The sequence below is a fragment of the Mesorhizobium sp. M1365 genome (assembly GCF_040317865.1).
Classification (GTDB): domain Bacteria; phylum Pseudomonadota; class Alphaproteobacteria; order Rhizobiales; family Rhizobiaceae; genus Mesorhizobium.
In genome coordinates this window covers 1-11,072 of record NZ_JAMYLG010000072.1, presented here as the reverse complement: position 1 = coordinate 11,072, position 11,072 = coordinate 1, and the positions used below count along the sequence as shown (strand labels likewise).

Sequence of the window (11,072 nt, the reverse complement as noted above, 5' to 3'; positions counted from 1 at the left end):
GGATCGCCGCCACCATGGTCGCCGTATCGAGAAGCAGTCTCATGCAGGCATATTGGATATCGCGTGCGATATTGCAAGAGGACCGGGCTTTTGGTAATTTGGCCCGGCTTCGGGATCCCAAATCGCAGCGCGCAAGTATTTGCACGCCACACTACGGCCGCGCGGCAACTGAACTTGTCTTGCCAATCATCACGCCGCTCAATGCCTTTGATCTACACAGAAGAGCGGGCATGCCATGGTGGACGAGGCCAAACCTGGGAACGACAGCGCAAGCCACGATTACAGGGCTGACATGTCGGCACGAGACATGGCTGAACGAGCCGTCCTGTCGATCGCCCGTTTGTTGGGTCGGCGGGCTGCTCGGGAGCATTTCGAGGAATTGCAGGCGGCCAACGACAACAATGTCCACCTCTTGAGAAAACACCGTCAGAAGGGGAGGGTGGGGCGCGAGGAGAGGGCGTAGGGCGCCCCGCGCTCCGGTGCTGGCCCGTTCGATGCGGGTAAGGACCGGAGGCCCGCCAAGAAATCAGTACGGCTATTTGCGAACGATGCCGCGCAATCGACGCTGCGCCGCCGTCTCTTTGATCACGCCAGCAATTTTGCGGACAAATGCGGGGCTGAACGCGCCGATCGGCGTCGTCGTCACCAGATCATAGGCTTCATCGACCGGCACCCGGTTAAATTCGTCCAGGATCAGCCATGACGGATAGTCGAGGCCGCCGCGGCGGCATTCGATTTCGCTGATGGCGAGATGCGGGCGCGACCGGTGGGGTTTTTGCGAAGTCAGCGGAAAGAGAAACAAGGCTGCGGGCGTTGCTAGCGTCCGGACAACGATGCAAACCGGCCTCGCCTTGCGTCCGGATTCCTCGCCGGCGTCTGCTTCCCGCGCCCATAGGTAATAATATCGGAGCAGATCGCCAGCTTTAAGCATCGGGCGTGTCGCCGGAAATTATGGCATCCAGTCCTGTCATGAGTTCATTGTGGACTTCATCCGGTGCGTCCTCGATCGTATAGGCGACCGAATGCGGCTGGCCGACGAGCTGGTGGTACTGAGCAGCGGACAGGATGACGAGCTTTTCCTTGCCGCGCTTGGTCAGGGCCACCGGCTCGATCAATGCCGTTTCGAGGATTTCGCCTGACACGCGATTCATGTCGGAGAATGTGAATTGCTTCATCGCCGTACTTCCTTTTAAAGTACCTACAATAGGTAATTCACGTAAGAAAAGCAAGAATGGTGGCGCCCACGCGCCACCTTTCCTATCAGCATCGACCCGCTCGAAAGAGCGGCATTGTTCGTTCATTGCTGAGTGCGGCGCGGTTGGTCTGGAACGTGTGGCCGTCCCAATCCTTCCATGCCTCCCAGCCTGGGGTCGGAGCAAGAACAGTTCCCAGCGACACGAGGTTGAACGGAGCATGAACGTCATGCGGCGTGGCGTAACCGAGCCGGAAGTCTGAGCGACCGGAAGCTTTCACGCATCTGATGTTCTGTATCCCAGGTATAGATGCCGGTCAGATTGATGTGTTCCCAGCTCAGCGGCGAGACGTGCTTGAGCGGATGATCCGGGATCTCGCGGTGCATTTTGCGCAAGTGGGTGACGGCCCGTTCGATATAGACCGTATTCCAATGCACGATCGCGCTAACGATGAGGTTGAGGCCGGAGGCGCGGAGCGCCGCCGTCGCCGCGCCGGTCGCGCCAGCCATCGATCGTATCGGAGCGGCTGACCGCCGTGACGTGCGCTGGCAGCGATGTAGATGAGCCTAAGGACCGATTAACCATAGACAGAACTTCTGCTATTGCCGAACAAGCGGATATTCCTCCGGAAGCTCATCATCCATGGCTAAGGCAGCCGGGGCTATAATACCTGCAGCGCATGGCCGAATCTGCTCGCGTTCGCACTATTTCACGGCTTTCACTTCCACGCGCCGGTTGAGAGCGCGCCCCGAATCCGTGGCATTGTCAGCGATCGGCTCCATTAGCCCGCGGCCGTCACCACTATAAACGAGGTTGACAAAACAAAAGGCTACACCGGGCTCAACGAGGCTATGTTGGGTCCCGCGGGCATGGTGGCTGATCAGGTACGCCATAGCTGCGAGTAAATGCGGCACGGCGGGCTCGGCCCGACCGGTGCAGGCCGATATTCCCAAAAACCTGCGTATGAAGTTACTCGGTCTTTCCACTTCCGCGCTGCTAACCACGATGAATTCCGCGGCCGCCCTGTCGTACTGCGCGCCAGATGACGAACCTTGTCGGCAATCTACCGATTTTCCGATTCTTATTCTATTCGGAGTTCTGGTTGTGATGGCGATGGTCTCCAAAGTCATCACATATTTCCGGCAGAAACAGGGGCGAAAATAACGGAGTGGGCGGCCGCGCATAACGGGCGGCGCGCTATAAACTTGGAGTCAATGTTTAATCACTGGGCTGCCTATGCAGCGTTTGAGGGCAACTGTGAAGCGGCTTTTTATCGCGGTTCTGGTCGCATCTGTGGTTCTTAGTTCTCAGGCTAGGTCCGCAGTCGATCCAATGATCAAGGCCGAACAGAGCGCGCTAATCAGATGTAATTTGGGGTGGGCCGCAAAACTAGCGGTCCAGCCTGGCGCCCCGAGTACCTTAGCAAGAAAAGCGCAGCAATTGTGCGCGGGAGAAGACGCAACGTACGACCGCGTGGTGCGATTGTCCCTTCGTTACAAGGTGATCGCCGACAGATACATGCGCAAAATACATGCCTCTCAATTGAGGTCTAATGCAGCGATGATTGTTAAAGTCCGCGCTCTGATGAAAAAGAGAAGGCCATAACTCCCCTCGGCTGCTATGCGCAGATCGGCTTGCGGATGATAGTCTCAGTGATCGCTGCGGCCTTACTCAATGCTCTCTGAAGTCCTGCAGCGAAGCGTGACGTAGATCCTCTTCGCCGCGCATATGCTTCACGCGGCCGATTAGCCCCAGCTTGACGGGTCGTGACCTAGGAGAATCCGCTGACTAATTTCTTTGTCCAGCTTGCAATTGCGAGCCCGCAAGCGACGCCGACACAATCGGCAAACCAGTCGAACATATCCATGTCGCGGCCTATCATTTGCATGCCCTGGAGGATCTCGATCGCGGCGCCGGTAAGAGCAAGAAAAATGGTCAGTCTTGCCCTGTGCTCTGGCCAACCGAGACTGCCGATAGCCGTCAACACGACGAAAGCTGCGGCGTGATTGAGCTTGTCATCATGAGAGGTGAAGCCGAAGCCAAAATTCTGCAAAAGCCACTCCGGTGAGAGTGCGAGCACGAGGACACCGGCCAGTGTGACCAGAAAAGCAGTCCTTGCTGCGATGGGAAAAGATCTTGCACGCAAAAAAATGGGGTCACTCCTTTTCCGACGTTACAGGCCGGTACTTCGAACATAGCCGTCCGCACGTAGCGGCACATCGGAACAGAGTCCACTGCCGCGGGAGGGCTAGGCAAAAGCCATTAGCTGGCCTTCCGCGTTCAATGCGGCAGGATCAGGGCGGGCGCCAACTACCCGAGAGCTGAGCCGGTCTTGCTCCAGCATTTTCGGCACGCGCCGTCTGCACCATTTGCGAAGTTCGTCGCGGGAGCCCGAGAGCTGCTCTCGTTGGCGACCGGGTGGGCATCATCGGCGGAATGAACTCGGGACGGCCGGCGCCGGTACTACAATTTTACGCACCCAGTCAATACTAGGCACAAAGCTTATATTAGCCAGAGCGAACGGAGCGTGATTCTGGAAGGGCCGCGATGCTGCGGACCGCGTCCTTCATCTACGACCGCACAAGATTGTCAACAATCTGTAAAAGTTTTGTTGACAGATAATAGATTTGAGCCCTCACTCACAAAACTCCGCGTATCGGTCGAGTTCTGTCGCAACAATGCGCGGCCTCCAAAGGGGAAAGAACAATGATCAATAGACGTTCAATAATCACATTCGCCGCGCTCGGCACCGTCTCTGCGCTGGCAATCATGGCCGGCGGCACAATCACGGTGCACGCCGCCAACAAGGAACTCAAGATCGGCTTTGTCGGCGTGACGAGTGGCGCGGCCGCTGCGTGGGGCACATCCAACGTCCGCTCGATGCAGACGCGCGCCGCCTGGATCAACGAAACCGGCGGTGTGAAGATTGGTGACGAGACCTATGACATCAAAATCGTCACCTTCGACGATCAGAAGGACCCCAAGCGGGCGATCGCCGGCATGGAGAAGATGGCCCAGGAGGGCATCCACTATGTCGTCGGTCCGAATGTTGACGATGGCGCGGCGGCGGTGCGTCCCGTGGCAGAATCCAAGGGCATCATCTATTTTCCCTACGCATTCCCGAAGGAACTCTACACCCCACCGGCGTCCAACGCTGTGCTCGGCATGATCGCCAACTACCAGTCAGCTCCGGCGATCTACAAATATCTCATGGAAAACAGGGGCGTGAGAAAAGTTGCCTTTGTCGCCGCCAACGAATCCGATCCGCTGAGCCAGCGGGATGGCGGTGTTGCCGCGGCAAAGGCGCTCGGACTTGAGGTTGTGGCTGCCACGGACGTCTACCAAAACGATACCCGCGATTTCACACCGGTACTGACGCCGATCGTTCTGCAAAAACCGGACCTGCTGGTGCTTTCGGGTGTCGCGCCCGGCAATGCGCCGCTGCTGATCCGCGCCGCGCGCGAGCTCGGCTACGAAGGTCTGATCTCCACCGAAACGGCGCAGGATGCCAAGGTGCTGGAAGAGGGCGCGGGTGAGTTGGCCAACGGCTTCATCTCAGTCGGCGGCGCATCGACGCCCGAAATCGCGTCCGACATGATGAAGGAGTTCGTCGACCGCTATACGAAAATGTTCGGTGAATACAATGACGAATCCAACACCAAGGTCTACGCGCTCGAATACATCATCGAGACGCTGAAGGCGAACCCGGCCGCGATCGACAATGTCGAGGAGTTCAAGAAGACGATCGACACTTTCTCGGCGCCCAATCCCTATCTGAAGGGCGATGCCAAGCTGACCTATGTCGGAATGACGTCGTTTGGCCAGAAGCGCCAGCTTTCGGTCCCGATGGTGGTCACGGAATACCGCGACGGCAAGTTCGAGACGCTCTTCGTCGCTCAAGTCGATTGACGCAACTGCACTGAAGCGGATTGCCGCAGAGGCTCGTGCATTCGTCTTGAGCCTCTGAATGGCCGGGGAACCATCCTGATGGAACAAGTCATCGCCAACGGGCTCTATCTTGGCGCGCAATACGCCTTGATCGCGCTCGGTCTGACCCTGATCTTCGCGCTGATGAACGTGCTTAACTTTGCCCATGGGCAGATGTACGTTCTCGGCGGCTTCATCACCTACACCGTCTATGGCCAGCTCGGCATGCCTTTCGTCGTCGCGCTCGTTGCGTCCGGGATCACGCTGCTGGTTATTGGAGCGCTGGTCGAGAAATTCCTTTTCAGAACGGTGATCAAGCGAAGCGTGCGGGAGGAAAGTACGATGCTTCTCGCGGCGGCGGTCGCATTCTTCCTCGACGCCGTGATCCTCCTCCTGTTCGGTGAAAAGCAGCGCGGCGTGCCGAAGATCGTCAACGGCGTCTTCGTCTCCGACAGCCTCATAATGCCTTACGACCGGCTGCTGGTCGGCGCACTCGCCATACTGTTCATCGCCTCCTTCGTGCTTTTCATGCAGTACAGCAAACCGGGACGCGCCATGCGGGCGCTGGCGCAGGACCGGGTCGCGGCGCAGCTTATGGGCGTCGAGGTCGACCGCTATTCGATGATCGGCTTTGCGCTCGGCGCCATGCTTGCCGGCATAGTCGGCGGGCTGCTGGTCGCCATCACCGGCGTCAATTCGGGCATCGGCGGCCCGATCTCGATCAAGGCGTTCTTGATGGTGATGATCGGCGGGGCCGGCGTGGTCAGCGGAGCGATCGCCGGCGGCTTCATCCTCGGCATGATGGAATCGGTCGGCCTGACGGTGCTACGCCAATATGGCGACGTCACTTATCTCGTCATCTTCGCCGCGCTGATGGTGTTCCTGAGCATCCGCCCGAACGGGCTCATGGGCAAGCCGTGGGGGTGATCGACATGAAGCGTACACGCAACATCCTCGGCGTCGCTGTCTTCCTGCTGGTCGTACTCATCGGCGTGCCCTGGCTGATCGAGGCGACCGGTCGGCTCGACCTCTACTACACGCTGACTTCGGTCGCGCTGCTCAGCATCGCCAGCGCCGGGGTGTGGGTGACTTTCTACATCGGCCGCATCAATATCGGCCAGGGCGCCTTCGCGCTTATGGGCGGCTATGTTTCGGCCATCCTTGTCGTCCAGCATGGTGTGTCGTTCTGGCTGACACTGCCGCTGGCTGGGCTGTTCTGCGCCGCTGCAAGCGTGCTGATCGGGCTGCCCATCCTCAGGCTTCGCGGCGTCTATTTCGCCATGGTCACGCTGGTTTTGACCGAAGTGGCGCGGCTGCTCGCGCTGGCACTGCCGATCACCAACGGAGCCAAAGGCATGGTCAGCATTCCGCTCCCCGGCGGCATCTCGATCTTCGGGCTGAGCATCCTTCCGGATTTCGCGACGCTCGCCAATCCGCGTCCCGCCTTCTATCTCGTCTCGGTTGCGCTGATGGTGCTGTGCTTTGCCGGGCTTTACCGCCTTGTCCATTCGCGCATCGGCAAACTCTGCCAGTCGTTGCAGCAGAACGAGGAACTGGCCTCCTCGATCGGCGTCAACATCGCCTATTTGCGCGTCATCGCCTATGCCATCTCCTCATTCCTCGGCGGTCTCGGCGGTGCGATGTTCGTCGCCATCTCGCAATCGATCTATCCGTCGAGCTTCACCGTCACCGACTCGGTGAACTTCATGCTGAACTGCTTCCTCGGCGGGCTCGGCCACGTCTTCGGGCCGATGATCGGCACCTTCGTGCTCTATTTCGGCTGGGATTTCCTGTTCGAGACCGGCGAGTTCCAGTTGCTGATCTTCTCTTCGGTGCTGATCGCGCTGATGCTGTTCCTTCCCAACGGCCTGCTCAGCCTCAGGCTGTTCGGCAAGAAGCAGGGCTAGGACCATGACTGAGCTTCTCCAGATCAAGGCAGTGACCAAACGCTTCGGCGGGCTGGTCGCGGTCAACAATGTTTCCTTCGCGGTCCGCGAACGCGAGATCCTTTCCGTCATCGGCCCCAACGGCGCCGGCAAGTCGACGCTGTTCAAGCTGATTTCCTCTTTCCTCAATCCGACCTCGGGCGAAGTGCTGTTCCGGGGAGAGCGGATTTCAGGCCTGGCGCCGCATATCGTCGCCCGGAAGGGCGTGGTGCGCACGTTCCAGGAGACGACGATCTTCAAGGGCATGACGGTGCGCGACAATGTCATAATCGCGCATCACCTGCGTTCCAATGCCAGCCTTGCCGGCTTCTATCTCGGCACGAATACCGCACGGCGCGACGAGGATGAATTCGGCCGCTCGGCCGACGAGATCATCGACTTCCTGGGTCTCGGCGCGCAACGGCATGAGATCGCCAGCACGCTGCCGCACGGCCATCTGCGCGCGCTCGGGATTGCCATCGGGCTCGCCACGAACCCGACCGTGCTTCTGCTCGACGAGCCCTTCGCCGGCATGAACCATGACGAAACCGTGCGCGCGGTGGAGATGGTGCGCGGCGTGCGAAAGCGCGGCGTGACGGTCCTGCTGGTCGAGCACGATATGCCCGCCGTCATGAACATTTCCGACCGCATCGTCGTCCTGAACTTCGGTGTGAAAATCGCCGAGGGAACGCCGAAGGAAATCCAGGAGAACGAAAAGGTCATCGAGGCCTATCTCGGCGCCGAAGATGAGACGATCGGATTTTAGCCATGAGCGAACTGCTGAAAGTCTCGGACGTCGAACTCTACTACGACCATGTCTATGCACTGAAGGGTGTGTCGCTGAGCGTCAACGAGGGCGAGACGGTAGCGCTGATCGGCGCGAACGGCGCGGGCAAATCTTCGATCCTGCGCGCCATCACCGGCCTGAAGAAGGTCCGCAGCGGCGAGATTCATTTCCAGGGCCACCGCATCGACGGAACGCGCCCGGACGAGCTGGTCAGGATGGGCATCGCCATGGTACCTGAGGGTCGGCGCGTCTTTTCCTACATGACGGTGCGCGACAATCTGATGATGGGCGCCTTCACCCGAACCGACAAGGCCGAAATCGCAAGGACGCTGGACATGGTGCTCGGGCGCTTCCCGCGCCTGAAGGAACGCTATTCCCAGACGGCGGGTACGATGAGCGGCGGCGAACAGCAGATGCTGGTGATCGGGCGGGCGCTGATGGCCAAACCGAAGCTTCTGCTGCTCGATGAACCCTCGCTCGGCGTCGCGCCGAAGCTCGTTCAGGACATCGCCCGCTCGATCGTCGCGATCAACCGCGACGAAAAGGTCAGCGTTCTGCTGGTCGAGCAGAATTCGCGCATGGCGCTGCGCATCTCGCAGCGTGCCTACGCACTGACGACCGGAAAGATCGCGCTGGCCGGACATTCGGCTGAGCTGCTTGGCGACGACCGGGTCAAGAAACTCTATCTCGGCGGCGAAATATGAAAGCGCAAATGGACGTACTCGTCGTCAATCCCAACACCACCGCGTCCATGACCGAAAAGATCGGCGAGGCGGCGCGCCGCGCGGCTTCGGCCGGCACCAGGATCATCGCCGTCAATCCGAAGGACGGGCCGCCGAGCGTCGAAGGCTATTTCGACGAGGTCTTCGCCATCCCGGGAATGATCGGCGAGATCCAAAAACATCCGGCGGCGAGCGCCTGCGTCATCGCCTGCTTCGACGACACCGGCCTCGACGCAGTACGCTGCGTCGGCGAGATGCCGGTGGTCGGTATCGGCGAAGCGGCGTTTCACATGGCGAGCCTGATTGCCGGCAAGTTCAGCGTGGTGACGACGCTGTCGCGTTCGGTGCCGGCGATCGAGCACAATCTGGTGCGCTACGGCCTCGCCAGCCGCTGCGCCAGGGTGCGGGCCAGCGACGTTCCCGTTCTGGAGCTCGAAGTGCCCGGCTCCAACGCCCGCCAACGAATTTCGGAGGAGATCGAGCGCGCCATCCGCGACGACCGGGCCGAAGCGATTGTGCTGGGATGCGCCGGCATGGCCGACCTCGCCGCCGCGCTCAGCCGCGAACATAGGCTTCCCGTGCTCGACGGCGTCGCCTGCGCAGTAAAACTCTGTGAGAGCCTCGTCGGCCTTGGCCTGTCGACCTCAAAGCGCGGCGGCTACCAGGTTCCACTCGAAAAATCCTTCGCCGGAATCTTTGCGTCCTTTTCGCCCTCCGGCCGTGTATCCTGATGCGTGCAAAATTGTTGACATTCCCACACAGGATGTTCGATGTCCGGCCGGAAACGCGGTGTTCGCGCCGCTAAGCGATCCGGCCGCCGGGACAATGAGACGATGGACCTGCTTGGGCCAAAGCCACGGGATGGCGACAAGCCGACGATGCGCTGGTTTCCGGTCTATGCCGGCCTGCGCGACGCCATCGTCAGCCACCGCCTCGCACCGGGCACAAAACTACCCGAGGACGAACTCGCCTCGATCTATTCGGTGAGCCGCGCGGTGATACGCGCGGCGCTGCAGGCGCTGTCGCATGACCGCTTGGCTCGGCTCGAGCCGAACCGCGGCGCGTTCGTCGCCCAGCCGACCAAGCAGGAAGCGCGCGAGGTGTTCGAAGCGCGGGCGCTGATCGAGCCCAAGGTCGCCGCGCTTGCCGCCGAAGTGGCAAAGCCGGCCGAGATCGCGCAACTGCGGCTTCATCTCGAAAAAGAGCACGAGGCCCTGCATGCCGGCCGCGACAGCGACGCCATCATGCTGTCGGCAAAATTCCATGTCGGCATCGCCCAAATCGCCGGCCATTCTATCCTGACCGGTTTCGTCAAAGACCTGCTGTCGCGGTCGTCGCTGATCATCGCGCTCTACTGGCGCCGCCGCGACACCACCTGCGAAAGCCACGCCCATCACGCCCTCGTCGATGCCATCGAAAAGCACGACGCACAAAACGCGTCCGACCTGATGCAAAGCCACCTCGTCGAACTTCTGTCGGGCCTTGATCTGTCGCTTGGCGAGAAGAAGCCCGAGAGCCTGTCGGACATCTTGCGCTGATCTGCGCTGTCAAACTCTTCGCCAAGCTTCGCATTGCACATGTCGTCGCGATGCTGGACGAATATCGGATCACCCGCAACCGACACCGGCCAACGAAGCTCGCGCGTAAGTGGCTCTCAAAGCTGGTAAAGCCGAAGTGCCATACTGGATCGCCCCCGATCGGGCGCTCACGGCGACGCCAGGATGCACGTCAACCCGCAATTCTGACCTGGCGCCTACCTCTGAAACGTCCCAATGCGACGTTTCTACTTGCCAGTAACGCGACGTTCGAACTTGGTTGCAACATGATCCCAGGTTGATTGGCGATCCTGCCCCCCGTCCACCCGGTTCCGAAACGGCACCATGCGCCATCTCGGGACGTTCGCCAATGCGGCGGGGGACTTCGCGATCCGACCCTTCTCGGACGTTCCCTGAATGCAAGATCACGGGCAGGTTCTGACCCTATTCCCGACCTTGACAGCCAAGTGCAATATGCGCCAGTTGCGTCTTCGGTCGTTGCAAGCCTTGACACGATATGGTTCAGCATTGTTGGGCGGCAGCCCGAGGATTCAAACCGATATTCGTCTCGCTGGAATGTCTAACGCGACTCCGTCATGATGTCCCAGCCCTGTCGAGCGACGCTGCCAAAGCCGTTAGCAAGGCATCAACTTCATTGACACCGCCGACGTCTACCACAACGGCAAGTCCGAGGAAGTCGTCGGTCGCGGCATCAAGGCGAGGCGCGATCATTGGGTCGTGACGACCAAATTCGTCAACTCGCACGACAAAGGGCCTAATCTCGGCGGCCATTCGCGCAAATGGGTGATCCAGACCGTCGAGAACAGCCTGCGGCGCCTGGGAACAGACTATATCGACCTGTTCTACTTCCACCGCGCCGTCTTCGATGCGCCGCTGTAAGAGCCGGTGCGGGCGATCGCCGACCTGATCCGCCAGGGCAAGCTGCGCTATTTCGGCGTCTCCAACTTTCGTGGCTGGCGCAT

11 protein-coding genes and 2 pseudogenes are annotated in these 11,072 nt (G+C 60.1%); 9 read left to right on the top strand and 4 right to left on the bottom strand.

Annotation, left to right across the window (positions count from 1 at the left end; translation table 11 throughout):
- Positions 1 to 307: 307 nt before the first annotated feature.
- Positions 308 to 463 (top strand): hypothetical protein, encoded by a 156-nt coding sequence (locus NKH04_RS32045; protein ID WP_353045540.1) that lies wholly within the window; start codon positions 308 to 310, stop codon positions 461 to 463.
- Between the two features lie 72 nt (positions 464 to 535).
- Here NKH04_RS32045 and NKH04_RS32040 read toward each other — a convergent pair whose 3' ends face one another.
- From NKH04_RS32040 to NKH04_RS32025, 4 genes and pseudogenes are all read right to left on the bottom strand, one after another.
- Positions 536 to 931 carry a hypothetical protein gene (locus NKH04_RS32040; RefSeq protein ID WP_352542894.1) on the bottom strand — a complete coding sequence of 132 codons (396 nt, stop codon included), beginning with the start codon at positions 929 to 931 and terminating at the stop codon, positions 536 to 538.
- Entirely contained in the window at positions 924 to 1,175 is a 252-nt protein-coding gene (locus tag NKH04_RS32035) for a type II toxin-antitoxin system Phd/YefM family antitoxin (RefSeq protein ID WP_352773274.1), read from the bottom strand. The genes NKH04_RS32040 and NKH04_RS32035 overlap by 8 nt, the downstream gene beginning before the upstream one ends.
- Positions 1,176 to 1,420: 245 nt before the next feature.
- A pseudogene (locus NKH04_RS32030) lies at positions 1,421 to 1,672 on the bottom strand (Tn3 family transposase); the annotation flags it as partial.
- Between the two features lie 1,292 nt (positions 1,673 to 2,964).
- The gene (locus NKH04_RS32025) at positions 2,965 to 3,246 is read right to left on the bottom strand and encodes a VanZ family protein (protein ID WP_352503771.1); all 282 of its coding nucleotides are present in this window, start codon (positions 3,244 to 3,246) and stop codon (positions 2,965 to 2,967) included.
- 653 nt (positions 3,247 to 3,899) lie between these two features.
- Between NKH04_RS32025 and NKH04_RS32020 the strand changes: the two genes are divergently transcribed.
- The 8 genes and pseudogenes from NKH04_RS32020 to NKH04_RS31985 form a co-directional block, all read left to right on the top strand.
- Positions 3,900 to 5,102: an ABC transporter substrate-binding protein gene (locus NKH04_RS32020; protein ID WP_352474565.1), complete on the top strand. Its 1,203-nt coding sequence runs from the start codon at positions 3,900 to 3,902 to the stop codon at positions 5,100 to 5,102.
- A 78-nt stretch (positions 5,103 to 5,180) separates the two neighbouring features.
- Positions 5,181 to 6,047 (top strand): branched-chain amino acid ABC transporter permease, encoded by an 867-nt coding sequence (locus NKH04_RS32015; protein ID WP_352452194.1) that lies wholly within the window; start codon positions 5,181 to 5,183, stop codon positions 6,045 to 6,047.
- 5 nt (positions 6,048 to 6,052) lie between these two features.
- On the top strand, positions 6,053 to 7,027 hold the full coding sequence (locus NKH04_RS32010) for a branched-chain amino acid ABC transporter permease (protein ID WP_352503770.1): 975 nt from the start codon (positions 6,053 to 6,055) through the stop codon (positions 7,025 to 7,027).
- 4 nt (positions 7,028 to 7,031) lie between these two features.
- Positions 7,032 to 7,811 carry an ABC transporter ATP-binding protein gene (locus tag NKH04_RS32005; protein WP_352474568.1) on the top strand — a complete coding sequence of 260 codons (780 nt, stop codon included), beginning with the start codon at positions 7,032 to 7,034 and terminating at the stop codon, positions 7,809 to 7,811.
- A 2-nt stretch (positions 7,812 to 7,813) separates the two neighbouring features.
- On the top strand, positions 7,814 to 8,536 hold the full coding sequence (locus NKH04_RS32000) for an ABC transporter ATP-binding protein (RefSeq protein ID WP_352503769.1): 723 nt from the start codon (positions 7,814 to 7,816) through the stop codon (positions 8,534 to 8,536).
- 8 nt (positions 8,537 to 8,544) lie between these two features.
- Positions 8,545 to 9,285: an aspartate/glutamate racemase family protein gene (locus NKH04_RS31995; protein WP_352503768.1), complete on the top strand. Its 741-nt coding sequence runs from the start codon at positions 8,545 to 8,547 to the stop codon at positions 9,283 to 9,285.
- 102 nt (positions 9,286 to 9,387) lie between these two features.
- Complete coding sequence (locus NKH04_RS31990) at positions 9,388 to 10,092, top strand: GntR family transcriptional regulator (RefSeq protein ID WP_352474573.1); 705 nt, start codon at positions 9,388 to 9,390, stop codon at positions 10,090 to 10,092.
- Positions 10,093 to 10,728: 636 nt separating this feature from the next.
- Positions 10,729 to 11,072: pseudogene (locus tag NKH04_RS31985) on the top strand (aldo/keto reductase); the annotation flags it as partial.

Coding starts and splice junctions, on each gene's coding strand:
- NKH04_RS32045 (WP_353045540.1), top strand. CDS start 308: ATGGCTGAACGAGCCGTCCTGTCGATCGCCCGTTTGTTGGGTCGGCGG.
- NKH04_RS32040 (WP_352542894.1), bottom strand. CDS start 931: ATGCTTAAAGCTGGCGATCTGCTCCGATATTATTACCTATGGGCGCGG.
- NKH04_RS32035 (WP_352773274.1), bottom strand. CDS start 1,175: ATGAAGCAATTCACATTCTCCGACATGAATCGCGTGTCAGGCGAAATC.
- NKH04_RS32020 (WP_352474565.1), top strand. CDS start 3,900: ATGATCAATAGACGTTCAATAATCACATTCGCCGCGCTCGGCACCGTC.
- NKH04_RS32015 (WP_352452194.1), top strand. CDS start 5,181: ATGGAACAAGTCATCGCCAACGGGCTCTATCTTGGCGCGCAATACGCC.
- NKH04_RS32010 (WP_352503770.1), top strand. CDS start 6,053: ATGAAGCGTACACGCAACATCCTCGGCGTCGCTGTCTTCCTGCTGGTC.
- NKH04_RS32005 (WP_352474568.1), top strand. CDS start 7,032: ATGACTGAGCTTCTCCAGATCAAGGCAGTGACCAAACGCTTCGGCGGG.
- NKH04_RS32000 (WP_352503769.1), top strand. CDS start 7,814: ATGAGCGAACTGCTGAAAGTCTCGGACGTCGAACTCTACTACGACCAT.
- NKH04_RS31995 (WP_352503768.1), top strand. CDS start 8,545: ATGGACGTACTCGTCGTCAATCCCAACACCACCGCGTCCATGACCGAA.
- NKH04_RS31990 (WP_352474573.1), top strand. CDS start 9,388: ATGGACCTGCTTGGGCCAAAGCCACGGGATGGCGACAAGCCGACGATG.